Origin of the sequence: Stenotrophomonas sp. OVS01A (assembly GCF_019969775.1) — a bacterium.
Taxonomy (GTDB): Bacteria; Pseudomonadota; Gammaproteobacteria; order Xanthomonadales; family Xanthomonadaceae; genus Stenotrophomonas; species Stenotrophomonas indicatrix.
Genome location: NZ_JAHXYV010000001.1, coordinates 1,690,674 through 1,709,717, shown reverse-complemented (window position 1 = coordinate 1,709,717; position 19,044 = coordinate 1,690,674). Strand labels below are relative to the sequence as shown.

8 protein-coding genes are annotated in these 19,044 nt (G+C 67.7%); 4 read left to right on the top strand and 4 right to left on the bottom strand.

Annotation, left to right across the window (positions count from 1 at the left end; translation table 11 throughout):
- The first annotated feature begins 1 nt into the window (after window position 1).
- The gene (locus tag LC407_RS08000; RefSeq protein ID WP_223482584.1) at window positions 2-12,403 is read left to right on the top strand and encodes a filamentous haemagglutinin family protein; all 12,402 of its coding nucleotides are present in this window, start codon (window positions 2-4) and stop codon (window positions 12,401-12,403) included.
- 648 nt (window positions 12,404-13,051) lie between these two features.
- On the opposite strand, the gene LC407_RS07995 is transcribed toward LC407_RS08000, so the two are convergent.
- The 3 genes from LC407_RS07995 to gspH are packed head-to-tail and all read right to left on the bottom strand — an operon-like array spanning window position 13,052 to window position 14,468.
- On the bottom strand, window positions 13,052-13,666 hold the full coding sequence (locus tag LC407_RS07995) for a prepilin-type N-terminal cleavage/methylation domain-containing protein (RefSeq protein WP_223482583.1): 615 nt from the start codon (window positions 13,664-13,666) through the stop codon (window positions 13,052-13,054).
- On the bottom strand, window positions 13,663-14,025 hold the full coding sequence (gene gspI, locus LC407_RS07990) for a type II secretion system minor pseudopilin GspI (RefSeq protein WP_223482582.1): 363 nt from the start codon (window positions 14,023-14,025) through the stop codon (window positions 13,663-13,665). Before gspI ends, LC407_RS07995 begins: the two co-directional genes overlap by 4 nt.
- Entirely contained in the window at window positions 14,022-14,468 is a 447-nt protein-coding gene (gene gspH / locus LC407_RS07985) for a type II secretion system minor pseudopilin GspH (protein WP_025874377.1), read from the bottom strand. The genes gspI and gspH overlap by 4 nt, the downstream gene beginning before the upstream one ends.
- Before the next feature lie 116 nt (window positions 14,469-14,584).
- On the opposite strand from gspH, the gene LC407_RS07980 reads away from it, so the two are divergent.
- A complete protein-coding gene (locus LC407_RS07980) occupies window positions 14,585-15,043 on the top strand; it encodes a general secretion pathway protein (protein ID WP_025874378.1) in 459 nt (152 codons plus the stop codon).
- A gap of 7 nt (window positions 15,044-15,050) precedes the next feature.
- Here the strand turns inward: LC407_RS07980 and LC407_RS07975 are convergent, their stop codons facing one another.
- A complete protein-coding gene (locus LC407_RS07975; protein ID WP_080148640.1) occupies window positions 15,051-15,392 on the bottom strand; it encodes a hypothetical protein in 342 nt (113 codons plus the stop codon).
- Between the two features lie 201 nt (window positions 15,393-15,593).
- Between LC407_RS07975 and LC407_RS07970 the strand changes: the two genes are divergently transcribed.
- Window positions 15,594-17,216 (top strand): ShlB/FhaC/HecB family hemolysin secretion/activation protein, encoded by a 1,623-nt coding sequence (locus LC407_RS07970; RefSeq protein WP_223482581.1) that lies wholly within the window; start codon window positions 15,594-15,596, stop codon window positions 17,214-17,216.
- 37 nt (window positions 17,217-17,253) lie between these two features.
- Window positions 17,254-19,038, top strand: a complete 1,785-nt coding sequence (locus LC407_RS07965) for a MotA/TolQ/ExbB proton channel family protein (protein ID WP_223482580.1) — start codon at window positions 17,254-17,256, stop codon at window positions 19,036-19,038.
- The last annotated feature ends 6 nt before the right edge of the window (window positions 19,039-19,044 follow it).

Here is a 19,044-nt window from a genome sequence, read left to right as displayed (position 1 = left end):
GATGTCGCACCCGCATTCGCCCGCCGCCCGTTTCTCCGCCTCCCTCTGGCGCAGCCACCCGATGGCCTGGGCCGTGGCCGTGGCGCTGGGCAGCGTGGTCGCTCCTGCCAGCCAGGCGCAGCAGGCCTTCAGCCCCGGCTGGTTCGCCGACCGCGGCGCCGCCCAAGGTGCGGCAGCGCAGAGTGGCCGTATGCCCAATGGCGCGCCGATCCAGTTCCAGCTGCCTGCACAACAGCAGGATGCGGCGCGACAGAAGCTGCAGCAGTCGATCGACAACCTCGGCACGGCCGCGCAGGCCATCGCATTGCAACAGCGCATGCAGGAGCAGGCCCGGCAGGCGCGACGCGAGGCGGGCTTCGTGGTGGCCGATGGGCTGGGCAAGGATGGCCTGAAGGTGGACGAGAATCCGCTGACCCGTGGCTGGATCAATGCCCGCGAAGCGACCCAGTCGCAGGGCGCCGACGGCCGGGTGCAGGTCAGCATCGAGCAGACCGCCGACCACGCGATCCTGAACTGGGAAACCTTCAACATCGGTGGCAACACCACGCTGAATTTCCTGCAGAACGCTGACTGGGCCGTGTTGAACCGGGTCAATGATCCGGCCGCAAGGCCCAGTCAGATTCTCGGCCAGCTGAAGGCCAATGGCACGGTGTTCGTTGCCAACCGCAACGGCGTGGTGTTCGGCAACAACAGCCAGGTCAACGTCCGCAACCTGGTGGCTGCTGCAGCACGTATCAGCGACGCGCAGTTCCGTGACAACGGTCTGTACAGCGTTGATGCGAACACGTCCGCCCTGACCGATGCGGTGGGCAAGATCATGGTTGAACGTGGTGCGCGCATCACCACGCATGAGCCCACCAGCGCAACGCGCGGCGGTGGCTATGTGCTGCTGGCCGGCCACAGCGTGGAGAATGCGGGCCAGATCGAAACCCGGAGGGGCCAGACCCAGCTGGCGGCCGGCGACAGTTTCGTGATCCGCCGTGGCGCGGGTACGGCGCAGAACACGGCTTCGACCACGCGGGGCAATGAGATCGCGCCGCGCTTCGTCACCGACAGCACGGCCGGCAGCGTTCGCAACAGCGGTCTGATCCAAGCGCGCGAAGGCGACGTCACTCTTGCGGGCCGCACGGTCGAACAGGCCGGCGTGGCGGTGGCCACAACGACGTTGAACCAGCGCGGCACCGTGCATCTGCTGAGTTCGTCCTCCGACAGCAAGGGCAGCGTGACCCTGGCCACGGGTTCGACGACGGCAGTGCTGATCGAAGATGATGGCAAGACCACCGCGCTTGACAGCCAGCGCGACGCCCTCATCAAGGAATCGGCCGAGCAGGACAAGCTTCGTGGCGCCAGCAACAGTGGCACCTTCGACAATCTCTCGCGGCTGCAGGACCGCCGGGAGCAATCACGCATCGAAGTCGTCTCCGGCGGCGATGTGAACTTCCAGGCCGGCTCGCTGGCGGTGGCCACCGGCGGCCAGGTGATCGCCGACGCCAGCCGGCGCAGCTACCTGGATGATGGCGCGCGCGTGGACGTCTCCGGTGCGGTGGGCGTGCAGGTGGCGATGGAGAGCAACAACGTCAAGGTGAAGGTGCAGGGCAACGAGCTGCGCGATTCGCCGGACAACCGTGACAGCGGCAAGCTGATCAGCAGCGAGGTGTGGATCGATCGCCGCCAGTTGACCGAAGTTGCCGCCGGTACCGGTGGCTATGAAGGTACGCGCTGGTATGCCGGCGGCGGCCTGCTGGAAGTGGGTGGCTACCTGGACAATCAGGGGCATTCGATCAGCGAATGGGCGGCGCAGGGCGGCACCGTCCAGCTGGCAGGCAAGGAAGTGGTCAGCCACGCCGGTTCGCGCATCAATCTGGCCGGTGGCAGCCTGGATGTGCAGTCCGGCGTGGTCCAGCAGAGCTGGTTGCGTGGGCGCGATGGCCAGTTGTACCGGCTTGACGATGCGCCGGCGGAGATGCTGTACGACGGTCTGTATCAGGGCTACGAACTGAAGCAGGAGCGTTGGGGGGTCACCGAATCCTTCCGCAATCCACTGGTTGCCCCTGGCCAGCGCTTCGACAATGGCTACACCGTGGGACGCGACGCCGGCCGCCTGTTGATCTCGGCGCCCACGGCCGTCCTGCAGGGCCAGGTGGATACGGTGGCCTTCCAGGGCGTGCAGCAGACGCGCCGCCCAGACCAGGGACAGGACGGGTACGCGCAGGCGCAGACGGCGGCGGCCCGCAACGCCCAGCTTTGGCTTGGGCGTTTCGACAACACCGGGCGCAGTGCAGTGTTCGATTCGCAGGTCCGCATCGGAGAGCTCCAGGCCGACACCCGGCCGTGGACGCTGCAGGCGCCGGTCGGGGAAGCACAGCGCAATACCGTGTGGTTGGACAGTGAGGTCCTGAGCGCCCAACGTTGGGGGCAGGTGGACCTCGCTTCGGCCGGCCGCATCGATCTGGATGGCACGCTCAGGTTGCAGGAGGGCGGCCGGCTTGGCCTTGCCGCAAGCCGCGTCAGCCTCGGCGGAACGGTGCAGATTGCCGGCGGCCAGGTGGAGGCCGGCAACCTGCTTCTGGTGCTCGGCAGGCCGACGGCCCTGCTGTCCTCCGGGCGCGGCGCGCTCGATGTTGCGGCGGGCGCGCGGATCGATCTTGGCGGCGGCTGGAGCAACGCGCTTGCCGCGCCGGAAGGCGGTGCCGCACAGGCGTGGATCGACGGTGGACAGCTGCGCTTCAACAGCAGTCACGACATCCATGTGGGCGAGGGTGCACGGATTTCGGTGGATGCCGGTGGTGTCATCGATGCCAATGGCAAGGGGCGCGTGGGCAAGGGGGGCAGTGTCAGCCTGCTCGCGGCCAGCACCGAGGTCGCCACCGACGGCAGTGGCCGGCTGCGTATCGGCAAGGACGCACGCTTCAGCGCGCTCGGCAATGGCAGCGGCAACTTCACTTTGGCAACAGGCGGTGCGGTGGCCATCGGCGCGCCTGGCACGGACGCATCGGCGGCGTCGCTGCACTTGCAGGAAGCGCTGTTCAAGAGTGGCTTTGCCGGCTATGACATCGCCGGCCACAACGGCTTGACGGTTGAAGAGGGTACCCAGCTGCAGGTGGAACGACCGGCGCTGCGGCTGGCCGAGGGCGCACAGCAGGCACTGGCCCGCGAGCAGGGTGTGCAGGCCTGGACGCCATCGTTGTATGAGGCCGATCCAGCCAGCGGACGCGTGTCGCAGCGTGGCGGCGCCAGCCTGACACTGCGCGCCGGGCATCTGTTGTCAACGGCCGACCTGCGCGTTGGCAAGGGGGCCAGGATCGAGGTCGACCCGGACCAGTCGATCGAACTGTTCAGCGCCGGCAACCTGATTGTGGCCGGTAGTCTGAAGGCGGCCGGCGGGCGCATCCGCCTGGACGAGGCATTCGATCCGTCGGGCGTACGCGGCGATGCACGCCGCGAGCGCCAGTGGACGATCACCGATGGCGCACTGCTTGACGTGAGCGGCGACACCGTTTCCCTGCCCGACGCGCGCAGGACGTTGCGCGGGCAGGTGCGCAAGGGCGGAACCATCGAGATCGGGGGGGCGCTGGACTGGGAGGACCAGGACAACGTGCGCCACCTGCCGCCCGATACCTTCGTGGTGGTGGAGCGCGGTGCACGGCTGGATGCGTCCGGTGCTTCGGCGCTGCTCGATATCGATGGCAGCGGGCGTACCCGGGTCGACAGCGATGGCGGCAGCATCGTGCTGCGTGCGGGCAATGCCCTGTACCTGCACGGCGAACTGGATGCAGCGGCGGGCGGCGACGGTGCGCGCGGTGGCACCCTTGGTGTTGCCTTCGGTGGCGGCACCTACGGCAGAACGGCAGACGGTAAGGAGGTGCTGGCGCCGCGGGTGATCTCGCTGACCCAGCACGCCGCGCAGACGGCGAGCCTGCCTGCACGCCTTGAATACGGCCATGCGGCACTGTCGGTGGAGCAGGTCGAGGCCGGTGGTTTCGATCATCTGGCCCTGTTCGGCGATATCCGCGCCCAGGGAGATGTCACTCTGCGCATGGACCAGAGCCTGCGCCTGCAAGGCGTGAACGAGCGATACCTCGGCTTCGTCCCGGGCAACAGCGCGGGCAGCCGCCTGCAACTGGCCGCGCCGTATGTCCGCCTTGCGCAGGGGCGCTGGTGGCAGCCGGCCGGGGAAGGCACGCTGCGCCCGCTGGAGGCACCGTTCGATACCGGCCGGCAGCATCGCCTGGAGGTGGACGCCGATCTGATCGAGCTGCGCGACGTCACCTGGCTGGCCGGCTTTGATCAGGTCGGGCTGCGTAGCAGCGGCGACATCCGCATGCTGGCGCCAGTCGCCAGCACTTCACGAATCTCCACGCTGGCAAGCCCGGGTTCGATCGATATCAGCGCCGCACGCCTGTTCCCTGCGGCCAGGGCCCAGGGACGCATCGTGGCCGGCGTTCCCGACATCGGTCCCTCGGGGGTGCCGTCCTGGCAGAACCCCGACGCCGTGCTGCGCATCCATGGCATTGCGGGCGGCGCGCAACCGGCACCGGATTCTGCGTTCGGCAGCCTGGAGCTGGTGGCGGCAACGGTGGTGCAGGGCGGCACGGTGCAGGCGCCGTGGGGCCGCGTGCAGCTGGGCGGCAACGAGTTCAACTCGAATCGTGCCAGCCGTGTCGATCTGCTTGCCGGCAGCGTGACCTCCATCAGTGGCGCCGGGCTGGCGCTGCCCTTTGGCGGTACCGTGGACGGTGTGAGCTGGCGCCGCAACGGCGCCGACTTCGATGTACTGGGCCCCGGCTCGATCAGCATCCCGATCGGTATCGACATCGTGGCCAATGCCTTCAGTGGCGCGGCGGGCAGCGTGCTGGATGTGTCCGGCGGAGGCGAGCTGTCCGGTGCCGCGTTCGTGGCAGGGCGCGGTGGCTCGGTGGACATCCTGCGGCATGCGCTGGCGGATGCGAACCCGCGCTACCGCTTCAGCGGCAGTGACAATGCGGTCTACGCGATCATGCCGGGACACTCGGTCACGCAGGCGCCGCTGGGCACCGCTGACGGCAGTGCCGATCCGCGCGTTGGCCAACAGATCGTCATAACCGCCGGCGTTCCCGGCCTTCCGGCGGGAACCTACACGTTGCTGCCGGCCAGCTACGCCCTGCAGAAGGGCGCATTCCGCGTCGAAGTTGGCGCCGAAGGCGCCGTCGGCAGCCGCCAGCCAGTGGCGACCGGCACTGGCTCCTGGCGCGTCAGTGGACACCAGGCGCAGAGCCTGGGCGGTGGTGTCTCACCGCTGCTCACCGATCTGGTGCTGACGCCGGCGGAGGTGGTGCGCCGCCATGCCAGCTACAACGAGACCTCCTACAGCGCGTTCGTGCAGGGCGTGGCCGAGCGGCGTGGCGAAGCGCTGCGCTGGCGGCCGACCGACGCCGGCAACCTCAACCTGGTGTTGGGCGACGGCGCAGGACGTTCGGCCGTGCCGGCCGCGATCTTCCAGGGCCTGTCCCATTTCAACGCCGGCAGCAATGACGGGCGCGGTGGCACGCTTTCGGTCAACCTGCGCACCTCCAATGGCGCGGTGCTGGAGATCGCCACCGAAGGCGACAGCGCCGGCAGCGGCAGCGGTGCAACCATCTTCGACTCCGCGCTCAATGCGTTCCGCCCGGAAACGATGCTGATTGGCGGCGTGCTGCGACGTGACGCGACGACCTATTCGCTGGAAGGCAGCGCGCAGCACATCGTGGTGCGCAACGGCGTCACCCTGACGGCGCAGGAAGTGCTGCTGTCGGCCGCGTTCGGAGGCAAGGGAATCCTGGTGGAGCAGGGCGCTTCGATCGATACCTTGACCGGGTCAAATACCTCGCGCGTGGCACAGCCCATGGCGCCCTATCTGGTGTCGGGCGGCCTGCTTGCCGTGTCCAACCAGCGCTTGACGGCGCTCAGTGCGCAGGGCGGCAGTGCCGCCGGTCCGGTGGCGATCGACATCGGCGGATGCGTGGTGGACTGCAATGGCCAGACCCGGTTGCTGTCGGCAGGCAGCATCAATGTGGTCACCGACGGTGCCTTGAACATTGGTGATTCGGTGAGCTACGGCACGCGCCAGCTCGGCCTGGGCATGTCGGCGCTCAATCTCGGCAGCGCCGAGGCCATTGCGGCGGCATCGGCGGCCGGCGGCCTGCCGGTCGGCATGACCATGAACCAGGAGGTGTTGCAGCGATTGCTGCGGGGAAACACCGCCACCGGCGCGCCGGCGCTGGAAGCCCTCAACCTGACCGCGCGCGATGCCATCAATGTCTTCGGCAGCGTGGACCTCGACACCCGTGAGGGCGCAACCGGACGCAGCAGCCTGCGCAGCCTGGTGCTGGGCGCACCGGCCATTCACGGTTACGGCACCGCTACCGATCGCGCACGCATCTTCGCCGATACGCTGGTCTGGGACGGTACGCTGGCCGGCACCACGTTGCCCGGCGGTGAGCAGACCCAGCCGGCCGGCGAGGCGATGGTGGGCCGACTTGGCCAAGGGCAGCTGGAAATCAATGCAAGGGCGCTGGAGCTGGGGCGTGCGCCCTTTACCCGGCCCAGTTCGTCGGTGGCCGCGGATCGCCAGGTGCTCGGCTTCGCCGGCGTTACCCTGGCAGCATCGGATCGCATGTTGTTCTCCGGCAAGGGCAGTCTGGATGTCTTCCAGCGGCAGGGCGATTACGTGGCAGGCAGCGGCTGGCAGTTCAGCGGCGGCGCGCTGGATATCGTTACCCCGCTGCTGACCGGCAGTGCGGGCGCGCAGCTGGCAATCCGCAATGGCGGTACGGTGCAGTTGCGCGGTGCTGCGGCAACCGCGGGCAGCGATGCGTTGGGTGCGGAGTTGTCCATCACGGCCGAACGCGTTGTGATCGACAGCCGGGTGGCGCTGGCGTCCGGCCGGTTCGAAGCCAATGCCCGCCAGGGCGTGGCGCTTGGCAGCAATGCAGTGCTGGACATGGCGGGGCGGAAGGTCGGCCTGTTCGACGTGGACAAGTACAGTTGGGGCGGCGACGTAGCGCTGTCGAGCCGTGACGGTGACATCGTTGCCGACGCGGCGTCGCGCATCGATCTTTCCGCCCGCAACAACCGCGGCGGCCGCTTGACGGTCGCTGCGCTGGGCGCGCAGGGCGGCCGTGTGGATCTGGCAGGCACGTTGCTTGGCGGAGCCAGCGGCCGCTACGACGCCGGTGGCACTGAAGTGCCCTACGACGGCGGCGAGCTGGTAGTGCGTGCACGCCAGTTGCAGGACTTCTCCGGCCTGAACACCCGGCTTACCGCCGGTGGCATTACCGGTGGCCGGACGTTCCAATTGAGCGCAGGCGACCTGGTGATCGGCGATGAAGTGAAGGCACGCAACGTTGATATCAGCGTCGATGGTGGCAGCCTGCTCGTCAATGGCCGCATTGATGCCAGTGGCGAACAGGTCGGCAGCATCCGCCTGTCCGCCCGCGATGTGCTGCGTATCGACGGAACATTGGACGCGCATGGCAGCGCCTTGCGCGTCGATAGTTACGGCAAGATCATCGACAGCCCGAACCGGGCCATGATCGAACTGACCTCGGCCAATGGCGGCCTGCAGCTGGGTGCGGCCTCCTCGATGGACCTGCGCAGCGGCACCTCGGTGGCCACGGGTGGCGGCCCGGGCCAGAACGACGGCCGCGCGCGCGGCAGCGTCAAGCTCAACGTGCCACGCGTGGGCACCAACGATGCAGCGATCGAGGTGGCCAGCGGCATCCGCATTGCCGGTGCCGGCGATCTCCAGGTCAACGCCTTCCGCAGCTATGATTCGGCGCCGCTGGCCAGCGCTCCGGACGTGCACGGCCATCATCCGCAGGTGATCAACCAGCAATGGCTGGACACGGTGGTGGACCCGGACAACAGCCAGTGGATGAACGCCGCGCTGGTCAATACGGGATTGCAGCAGCGCACTGCCGCCTTGGGCAGCTACCGCCTGCGCCCCGGCGTGCAGATCGTGGCGCGGACCAGCAGTGACAACCCGCGTGGCGATCTGGTCGTGGCCGGCGATATCGATCTGTCCGGCTATCGCTACGGCCCGCAGTCGAACCGGACCGATCCGGCACGGCGCGGGTTCGGTGAGTCGGCCACGCTGGTGCTGCGTGCCGAGGGTGATATCAATGTCTACGGCAGCATCAACGACGGCTTCGCGCCGCCCCCGGCCAATCCCGATGAGGACGGCTGGGTGCTGCTGGAAGGGCGCAGTAGCGGTACGCCCAACACTGCGTTCGGCGGCGACCTGATCGTGCCCGGTGAGGGTGTCCAGTTGCAGCGCGGCACCGAATTCCGTGCCGGCGCCACGCTGAACTATGCACTGCCCTTCGAGGCCGTGACCTTGCCGGCGGGAACCGTGCTGCCGGCGGAGATGCGGCTGTCGGGACCGTTGCTGCTGCCGGCCGGTACCGTGCTGGGCGCAGCAGTGACGACGGCGGGTGGCGAGGTGGTTGCGGCTGGAGCCGTGCTGGCCCAGGCATTGACGTTGCAGGCGGGTGCGCGCCTGGGCGCCGGCTTCCGGCTGCGCACGCCGGCGCCGGTGGCCGCACAGGTGTGGCCGGCCGGTGTCGCCCTGCCCATGGCAATGAAGCTCTCCGGCGCACTGGACCTGCATGCCGGTGCGATCATCCCGTCGATGACCAAGGTGGAGCTGGCCGGCGATGCGCCGGTGAAGCTGCGAACGGCCGACGCCAGCGGGCGCCAAGGACGCAATTGGGCGCTGGCGGCGATGCTGCCCGACGGCACCACCTCGTGGGATCTGACCGCGGTGGCCGGTGCGGATACGGCGGCTGCCGATCCGCGGACCCGCCGTTGGGGTAGCGACGGCAGCATCGTGCTGGCCGACAGCCACTACAGCACCATCGGGACAGTAACCACGACGACAGAATGGAAGGGTGATCGCATCGTCAATCTGGAGGGTTCTCTGTACTGGTGGGGCGATGAGAGTCTGGCCGGAAAGTCACCTGCCGAGGTGGCCGAGATCATCGGGACCACCGAGGCGGAGATCTGTGGTGCGGGCTCCTTCTGCGGCCCCGCGCCGCGCCTGGTGGACAAGGAAGGCTCGCTGGCATGGTGGGGCGATGAATCCTGGGTCGGCCGCCCGGCTTCGGAACTGGGTGCCGAGATGGGCATGTCGGAGGAAGAGATCTGCGCGGCAATGGGCTACTGCTATGGCGGCGGCACGCTGACGGAAGTCACGACCTATGGCAAGCGGCTGGGGGCACCGGCCTGGAGCGTGCTGCGTACCGGCAAGGGTGATCTGGCACTGCTGGCCGCGCAGGACGTTCGCATGAAGTCCGGCTTCGGCGTGTACACCGCAGGTGCGCCGACGTTGTTGGGCGATGGCAACGACGCGCGCTTCAACGCGGCACGTGCGCCGAAACCGATGAACACCGCGCTGCTCGGCGCGACGCAGGCCTCCGGATCCTATGACGCGGCCATCGCCGGCTACCAGGCGTGGTACCCGGACCAGGGCGGCAATCTGCGTGTTGAAGCGGGGCGCGACATCATCGGCGATGTCTGGACCGGCCGCTCCGAATCGGGCACGGCGCAACGTGACCAGGCCGGGCATTCCAGTGCCGCGGTGGGAGGCTGGCTGTGGCGGCAGGGTTCGGGCACGACGGAAGGTGTGCAGACCACAGCAACCAGCTGGTGGATCAACTTCGGCACCTACAGCACCGTCGGCGCCGAACTGGACGCGACGCCCCGCATGGTCGGCTTCACCGGCTTCGGCACGTTGGGTGGGGGCAATCTGTCCCTGGAAGCCGGCCGCCACTCGGGCGTGATCTCGCCGATGGGCAATGCCCTGGGCTTGTTGACGGCGCCCCATTCCAGCGCGATCGTCGCTGCGGTCGGGTCGACCGGACGCGTCAGCGACGGTGAGCTGCATCTGACGGGGGGCGGCGACCTGACGCTGCGAAGCGGCGGAGCGCTCAACCCCGGCCTGCGCGCGAGCGCGCAGCAGCCCGAAGGTTTCCTGCAGGATCTGGATCTCAATGGCGCCGTGACCAATCTACGCGGCAGCACACTGCTGCAGGCGGCGCGCATTGGTGGTGTCAGTGCGATACAGAGCAGCTACGGAACGTTGGGGCTGAAGAATCCGTTCGTGGCCGACGCCCCGGTGGCGATGGCGGGGCCGGTGCTCATCCTGGGTGATTCCACCGCACTGGTGCAGGCGCGCGGCGATGTGGTGCTGGGAAGTGCGGCCGACCCCGGGCGGGTGCCGGTGGCCAATTTCAACGATATCCTGCTGGACGATGGCAGCCACGCGTCGGGCTCGAGCTGGTTCTCGCTGTGGACACAACGCACCGCACTGGACCTGTTCTCGGCAGGCGGGCACCTTTCGCCGGGCCTGGTCGGCACGCAGCATGCCAGCGGAAGCAACCAGGGCAGGGAGGTGATAGACATCAGCCCCAGCGATGGTGACGTCATCCTCAACTACTGGTTGTATCCGTCCCGGTTCAGCGCCGTGGCGGCCTCCGGCAACATCAATCTCGCCAGTCTGCGGGCGAGCGGCGCCACCCTCGGTGCCCAGGATGTCATCCTGCTGGCGCCCTCGGCGTCGGGTCGACTGGAGGTGCTGGCAGGAGGATCCATCCTGGCTGCCGAACAGGCCACCCAGATTGTGCGCTCCAGCAGTGATGCCCGCGTTCCGGGCCCGTTCGATCCGGGCTTCATCGCGCGGGGGCCGGGAAATGCCGGAACCGTGCGCAGCAACGTATCCGTGGACGGGGGCAGGGCCGACCCTGAGGCCGTGCTGCCGTATTTCGCGTTCGGTCCCAATACAGCGCTCGGCGCGCTGCTACCAACTACCCCAACTGTAGCCAGCAGATTCTATGCCGTGGCCGGCGACATCATCGGGCTGGGCAGCGGCAGCAGGCGGCAGTTGTCGCGCGATACGGGGAACAACGGGCGCACCGTGTTCGACTGGTACGAAGCGGGCTCGGCAGTACAGCTGCGCGCCGGTCGCGATGTCATCAATGCAAACGTTACCGCGCTCAACACCAGCAGTACCGATATCAGTGGGATCGACGCGGGCCGCGACATCATCCGCAGCAATCTGACGGTGGCCGGCCCCGGCAATGTCGAGGTCAGCGCCGGCCGCCAGCTGCGCCAGGAAGAGGCGGGAAGCATCGTCAGCCTCGGCGGTATCGTGCAGGGTGACACCCGGCCGGGTGCGAGCATTGCGGTGACCGCAGGCAACCAGCACCTTGATTTCGATGCACTGCGCGCACGCTATCTGGATCCGGCCGCGCTCGCCGACCCGGCGCAATCGCTGGCTTCGCAGCCCGGCAAGGCGGTGAAGATCTACGACAAGGAACTGAAGCAGTGGCTGCAGCAGCGCTTCGGTACATCCAGCGAAGGCTTGGATGCACTGGCCGTGTTCGACGCATTGCCGAAGGAGCAGCAGCGCATCTTCCTGCGCCAGGTCTACTACGCTGAACTGCGCGAAGGTGGTCGTGAGTACACCAATGCAGAAGGGCCGCGCTTCGGTTCCTACCTGCGCGGGCGCGAAGCGATCGCCACGCTGATGCCGGACAAGGATGCCAATGGCGCAACGATCAACCGTACTGGCGATATCGTGATGTATGGCGGCTCCGGTGTGCGCACCGAAGCGGGTGGCAACATCGAGCTGATGGCGCCAGGCGGGCAGATCGTGGTGGGCGTGCAGGGCGTGGTACCTCCGGCCAGCGCGGGCCTGGTCACCCAGGGCCAGGGCGACATCCGTCTGTTCAGCCAGGACAGCGTGCTGCTGGGCCTGTCGCGGGTGATGACCACCTTTGGTGGTGACATCCTGGCGTGGTCCGAGCAGGGCGACATCAACGCCGGCCGTGGCTCGCAGACCACGCTGCTGTACACCCCGCCGCGTCGGGTCTACGACACCTGGGGCAACGTCATCCTGTCGCCGCAGGCACCGGCCAGCGGCGCCGGCATCGCAACGTTGAACCCGATCGCCGAAGTGGCGCCGGGCGATGTCGACCTGATCGCGCCGCTGGGCACCATCGATGCCGGCGAGGCGGGTATCCGCGTGTCGGGCAACATCAACCTGGCGGCACTGCAGGTGCTCAACGCCGCCAATATCCAGGTGCAGGGCGACAGCAAGGGCCTGCCGGTACTGGCCTCGGTGAACGTCAACGCGCTCGCGTCGGCAAGCGCTGCGGCCAACAGCGCCAGCCAGGCCGCACAGGACGTGATGCGCAAGAGCCAGGACGATGCGCGGCGCAACCAGCCGTCGGTGATCAGCGTGCAGATCCTGGGCTTCGGCAGTGCCAGCAGCAGCATCGACCCGCCAACGCGCGGAAACACGGCCGCCGCCGCGGGCTACGACGTCAACAGCGCCTTCCAGTTCCCGCAGGCCCGGGCAGACGCGGGCAAGCAGCAGGTGCAGTAGATCCACGCCATGCGTGGATGGAGGAACGGTGCGGGCCAAGGTCCGCACCCACCACGCGCAGAACACAGGATCGGGCCAGCTGCCAGGGAACGGTGGTGGCCCCAGCCAGGACGGCACCGAGGGCAGGGAGCAGCCATCAGCGGTGAGGACCACCGACACGGCGCCGCCGGGCGCGGGACAGCGCCCGGCGGCAGGAGGGCGGTAGATCCACGCCATGCGTGGACGCCTCTCAGTAGATCCACGCCACGCGTGGATGGCTGGGTCAGCTTTCAGTGCCGACCAACGGTCGGCACCCACCAGAGCAGGCTTGGCAGCAGAAGCAGGCCCGGCAGTAGATCCACGCCATGCGTGGATGCAGTCCAGTAGATCCACGCCATGCGTGGATGGCTGGGTCAGCTTTCAGTGCCGACCAACGGTCGGCACCCACCAGAGCAGGCTTGGCAGCAAAGCAGGCCTGGCAGTAGATCCACGCCATGCGTGGATGCAGTCCAGTAGATCCACGCCATGCGTGGATGTCGTCCAGTAGATCCACGCCATGCGTGGATGGCTGGGTCAGTTTCAGTGCCGACCAACGGTCGGCACCCACCAGAACAGGCTTGGCAGCAGATGCCGGCTTGGCAGTAGATCCACGCCATGCGTGGATGCGCGTCAGAGCGCCAACACCCGCCGGTAACTCAACGGCCCGCGCCCATCACGCAACCCCAACCGCAACTCCAGACCGGTAGCCGGCAATACCTCGCCCTGGCTCGGCAGCATCGCCCAACCCACCCCTGGCTGCCACGCCCGCACCTCGAAGCGCTGCACATCACGTGCCACCAGCAACCCGCGCGTTGGCTCGGGCGCCGGCAGCGGATAATGATCGGAAGGCGTACCGCTGGCACGCCACAACGTGCTGCCTTGCCGCCACCAGCGAACGCGCTGCCACTGCAGCCCATCACTACCGACGCTGCGGGTGATCTCCAGCGTGAAGCCACCATCGGGGTGGCGCTCACTGGTCAACGACGGCGGCAGCAGCCGCGCGGGTTGATCGGCCGGGCGCACCGCGCCGTTCATCAGCGCATCGTCAGCGCGCATCTCGATATCGCGCTGGAACTGCTGCAGCACCCGCATCGCCGTGCTGGTCTCGGCATCGGCCTGGCGCAGGCGCTGGTCCGTATTGGCCACGCTGTCCAGGGCGCGCCAGCAGATCACCGCCAGCACGCCCATGATGGTGATGGCGATCATCACCTCGATCAGGGTGAAACCGCCCGCCGCGCGTTTCATGGCGCCGCCGTCCACGGCAACTGCAGGCGCGTCAGCGATTGTTCCGGTGCATCTTCGGCCACCACGCTCAACTCCAGCTGCGGTTGTCCGTCGGCGCCATTGCCCAGGTGCTGCTGCACCAGGAAGCGGGTGCGCCCCTGCAGGCACAGCAGACGTGCATCGCCGGGAGGCTGTGCGGACAGACGCAGCTCCTGCCAGCGGTCCTGCGCGCACAACAGGGCCAGCCGACGGTCACGCAGACGCGACTGGTCATCGGTCGCCACCGCCACCGAGCGCATCACCGCCGCCAATGCGATGGCCACGATGGCCAACGCGATCAGCACCTCAATCAGGGTGAATCCGTGTTGCTGCCGTTTCACTGCAGGACCTGCAATTGTCCGCTGCCATCATCACGAAGACGCAGTCGACGACCGTCCAGCGACAACGCCAGCTCCCACGGCACACCAATCCATTCGGGGCTCAGCTCGATGGCAGCCGTGGGTTGCACGGTGATGCCACGGGTCTGCCACTGCTGGGGGCGCAGCAGGTCATCACGCCGCAGCTCGACCCAGCCCTGGCTGTCGCGGCGGCTGAAGCGGTAACCCTCTGCAGTGGCCTGCCAGCGGATCGGCCGACCATCAATGCGCGCTTCATCGCGAGCGACCTGCAGGCGCTGCGCCAGCCGCTCCGATTCCTGGCGCAGCTGCCGCGCGGGGTCGAGCAGGCTGCCCAGGCCGAGGCCGATACCCGCCGTGCAGATGCCGATGATGACCAGCACCACCATCAGTTCAATCAGGGTGAAACCGCGTGGTCTGCGTTGCATCGGACATCGCCTCCCGTCCTTGCCGATACCTGCCAGCGTAGGCGCGGATGATGAAACAAAAGCGTCAGCGTCAGCTGCTAGCGTGGCCGCACAGGAACCTGGCGAAGGTGCGGAACATGGACGGCAGGCGTTGGGATCGCAATCGCACGTTGACCCTGCTGGCGGCCATGCTGCTGCTGACCGTGGCGGGATACTGGGGCATGGCCCTGTTCATGGCGCCGGTTCGCATTGGCACCGCCACAGTGCAGGTCGCCGTACCCGCTGCCCCGGCCTTCGACGACGCTGCGAGCGCACCGCTGGTGCGGCTGCTTTCGCCAGGTGCAGTACAGACCGAGGTGACCGTGCTGGGCGTAATGGCCGGGCAGCAGGCGCCGCTGGCGCTGCTGTCGGTGGATGGTGCGCCTGCCCAGGCCTATGCACCGGGCCAGCGTCTCGGCCCATCCACGGTCCTGGCAGCAATCAGCGCGAACGCGGTTGAACTGCAACAGGCAGGCCAGCCGCGCTCGCTGCCCGTGCCCGAACTGCCGCCCATGCCTACCGATGGCATCGTTCCCGCCGCCGTGGGACGGCACTGAACACGGCTCAGCGCGCTGGGCGCTGTGGCACCACCGAACGCCCGAACGCATCGCCCATGCGTTGCCGCGTGCCTTCCAGGTTGTATTGCAGCAACTGGTTGCCGGGCTTGCGCATCAAGCGCTCGGCCTCGGGAAGATTCGGATGGAGGGCGTTGTTCTCTGCCGGCGCCAGCTTGCGTTGCAGGCAGTCCCAGGCGGGGATGCGCTCGCCATTGACCTGTACTTCGATGCATGGCGCTGCATCTGCCTGTTTGGCAGCCTGGTCGGCCCGCGCCCAGGGCGAAGCCAGAGCCAGAACCAACGTCAGGCAGAGGGCAGGGCGGTTTGGCGTAAGCAGAGTGGCGTGCATCCTGAATCTCCCGAGGCAGCAAGCGCTTTGCAATGAAGACGTGTGCCAGGCGAAGTGTCCGCCTGCGCCTGTTTCAGCATCGTCAACAGATGACAGTGCTGTCACAAAACTGTTGGCGGTTTTGACGCGGCCTGCACGTCCTGTTGGTAGACCCACGCGCCGCTCCCTGGCCATTCCCTTCGATACGACGCGATGCCTTCGATGACTCCCGTTCCGTGCCGTGCCGTTCGCCTTCCGCTGCGCCTGCATCCCTTGCTGCTGGCCCTGGCGTCGCTGCCGTCTCCAGCGTTCGCGCAGGACGCCGCGCCAGCGCCCACGGTGAACATCAACGAGTACATCGTGCGCGGCAACACCGTGCTCGATGCGCGCCAGATCGAACGCGCGGTCGAACCGTTCCTCGGCCCCGGCAAAACGCTCGCCGATGTCGAGAAGGCGCGCGATGCAGTCAACGCGCTGTACCAGCAGGCCGGCTACCAATCGGTCTATGTGGAGCTGCCCGAGCAGCAGGTCAACGCGGGCGTGGTGCTGCTGAAGGTGCAGCAGACGCCCATTGGCCAGCTGCGCGTGGTCGGTGCCCGCCATGACTCACCCGAGCGCATCCGTGAGAGGGTGCCGTCGTTGGCTGAAGGGCGCGTGCCCGATTTCGACCAGGCACAGAAGGAACTGACGGCGCTGAACGAAGGGGGCCGCCGTCAGGTGATGCCATTGGTGCGCGAAGGCCAGGTGCCGGGCACCATGGATGTGGACCTGCAGGTGGAAGAAAAGTCACCCTGGCGTGCCAGTGCGGCGCTCAACAACGACCACAGCGCCGATACCGAGAAGCTGCGCCTGAGTGCATCGCTGGCCCACGACAACCTGTGGCGGCGCGGCCACAGTGCGAGCATCGGCGTGTTCATCGCGCCGGAAGACACCCACCAGGCAAAGGTGTTCTCCGCCTCCTACACCGTTCCCTTCGAGGGCACGCCGTGGAGTCTTGAGGCATCGGGCTACACGTCCGACAGCCGCGTACTCAATGCCGGCGGACAAGGCGGCGCAGGCACGGGCACCGGCACCAACGTGATCGGCAACGGTCATTCGATCGGTCTCAAGCTCAACTACCGCCTGCCGGGCAGCAGCGCTTGGTGGCGCCAGCTCAGCCTCGGCGTGGACTTCAAGGACACCGAAGAAGACACGCAGATGGGCAAGGACAGCCTGAAGACGCCCTTGAAGTACGCACCGGTCACGCTGGCCTTCGTCGGCGTGCGCCAGGGCGAGCACGATCAGCTGAGCATCAACACGCAGCTGGTGGCGGGAACCCGGCGTCTGTTCGGTTACGGCAGCAACGCCACCGATTTCGGTCAGAAGCGCTACTGGGCCGATCCGAGTTTCGTGGCCTTCAAGGCCGATGTCTCCAACACGCACACCTTCGGCAACGACTGGCAGTGGTCTGCGCGTGGCTCGCTGCAAGCGACCGATGCACCGCTGGTCTCGGCCGAACAGTTCGCCGCCGGCGGCATGTACACCGTGCGCGGCTACCTGTCGGCCGAAGCGATCGGCGACTACGGTGGCCTGGCCAACCTGGAATGGCGCACCCCGGCGTGGTCGCTGTGGAGCGGTACCGACCTGCGGCTGTACAGCTTCGCCGACGCGGCCTACCTGCGCCTGCGTCAGCCGCTGCCGGAACAGCGCGACAAGTACAACCTGGCGTCGGTCGGGCTGGGCGCGCAGCTGCGCCTGGGCGAACACCTGCAGCTGCGCCTGGACTACGCCTGGCCCTACGCCGATGGCCCGGTCACGCGCAAGGACGACCCGCGCCTGCATTTCAACATCAGCACCAGCTACTGACCCTTCCCTTGAGATGCGTTCTCCGGAGACCTTTTGCATGGACCGTCTGCTTTCCCGAATGTTGCTGCTGTTGGCTGCGCTGATCGCGCTGCCCGCCGCCGCGGCCGATGCCAACTGGTGGCAGGCCGAATGGAAGTACCGCAAGCCGATCACCGTCGACGCAGGCCCACAGGGCGCGGGGTTGACCGGCAACCCCGGGCGTACGCCGCTGCTGCTGCGCCTGCATACCGGCAACTTCGGTTTTGATGGCACCCAGGAGGGTGGCAACGACCTGCGTTTCGTTTCTGCCGACGGTCGCACCGTGCTGGCCCATCAGATCGAGCAGTTCGACCCGAACCTGGGCCTGGCCCTGGTCTGGGTGGACGTTCCGGCACTGACCGCCAGCGCGCCGCAGACGATCTGGATGTACTACGGCAATGCGAAGGCACCGGCCAGCGGCAACGGCCAGCAGGTGTTCGATCCGGACTACACGCTGGTCTACCACTTTGCCGAGGCCAATGCGCCGGCGCGTGATACCACGGCCTACGGCAACACGGCCGGCGCGGCGGTGCCTGCGGCGGAAAGCACGGTGATCGGGCGTGGCGTGCAGCTGGGCGCTGGTCCACTGCCGCTGCCGGCCAGTGCTTCGCTGGCACAGGAAGCGGGTGCGCCGCTTACCGTTTCTGCCTGGATCAAACCGGGCGCGCTGACCACCGCGCAGGCGATCTATGCGCGCCGCGACGGCAGCGCCGAGCTGGTGGTGGGGATCGACAACCGGGTGCCGTTCGTGCAGCTCAACGGTCAACGCAGCACGCCGGCGCAGCCGATTCCGGAAGGGCAGTGGGCGCATGTTGCGCTTACCGCCGAGAAGGGGGCGCTGCAGCTGTATCTGAACGGTCGCGTGGTGGCCCAGCTCAGTGGTGAGCTGCCGGCACTGACCACCGCAGCGGTGGTGGGTGCCGATGCGCCGGGCGCGGCGCAACCGCTGGCCAACTTCGATGGCGCGCTGGATGAACTGCGCATCTCACGCGTAGCACGCCCGGCGGCGCTGCTGCTGGCCGATGCCACCGCGCAGGGCGCCGATTCGCGCCTGATCAGCTACGGCGCCGACGAGCAGTCGGCCGGGCAGAGCCACTTCGCCTTCATCCTCAAGGCGATGCCGTTCGACGCCTGGGTGGTGGTCGCCATCCTCGGCCTGATGATGCTGTTGTCCTGGGCGATCATGATCGCCAAGAGCCGTCATTTCGGCCGCACCAGCAAGGCCAATGCGGTGTTCACCGAGAGCTTCAGCAAGCTCTCCGGCGTGCCGCTGCGCACGTTGTCCGAGATGGACCGGCAGGGCAAGGTGCCGACGGCGATGCACGATGGCTCGCTGTGGCGCATCTACCAGGTGGCCATCGATGAAATGCAGCAGCGTCATCAGCGCGATGGCAACTCCGGCTACCTGAGCGCGGCCACCATCGCCGCCATCCGCGCGTCGATGGATGCGGTGATGGTGCGCGAACAGGAAGCGATGGCGAGGCGCATGAACTGGCTGTCGACCACCATCGAGGGCGCACCGTATGTCGGTCTGTTCGGCACCGTGATCGGCATCATGCTGGTGTTCGTGGTGGCGGCGATGGCCGGTGCGGTGGACATCAACTCGGTGGCCCCGGGCATGGCGGCAGCGCTGCTGTGTACCGCCGCCGGCCTGGGCGTCGCGATTCCTGCGCTGTTCGGCTACAACTGGCTGGGGGCACGCGCCGAAGCGATCGGCGCCGACATGGCGGTGTTCATCGACGAGTTCGCCGCCCGCCTGGCCGAAGAGCAGGACGGGCGCGGCCCGGCCGTGGTCCAGGGCTGAGGGGCC

Bases quoted from the DNA above. Each gene is read 5' to 3' on its own strand.
- LC407_RS07980 (WP_025874378.1), top strand. From the start codon at position 14,585: ATGGACGGCAGGCGTTGGGATCGCAATCGCACGTTGACCCTGCTGGCG.
- LC407_RS07970 (WP_223482581.1), top strand. From the start codon at position 15,594: ATGACTCCCGTTCCGTGCCGTGCCGTTCGCCTTCCGCTGCGCCTGCAT.
- LC407_RS07975 (WP_080148640.1), bottom strand. From the start codon at position 15,392: ATGCACGCCACTCTGCTTACGCCAAACCGCCCTGCCCTCTGCCTGACG.
- LC407_RS07965 (WP_223482580.1), top strand. From the start codon at position 17,254: ATGGACCGTCTGCTTTCCCGAATGTTGCTGCTGTTGGCTGCGCTGATC.
- LC407_RS07995 (WP_223482583.1), bottom strand. From the start codon at position 13,666: ATGAAACGCGCGGCGGGCGGTTTCACCCTGATCGAGGTGATGATCGCC.
- gspH (WP_025874377.1), bottom strand. From the start codon at position 14,468: ATGCAACGCAGACCACGCGGTTTCACCCTGATTGAACTGATGGTGGTG.
- LC407_RS08000 (WP_223482584.1), top strand. From the start codon at position 2: ATGTCGCACCCGCATTCGCCCGCCGCCCGTTTCTCCGCCTCCCTCTGG.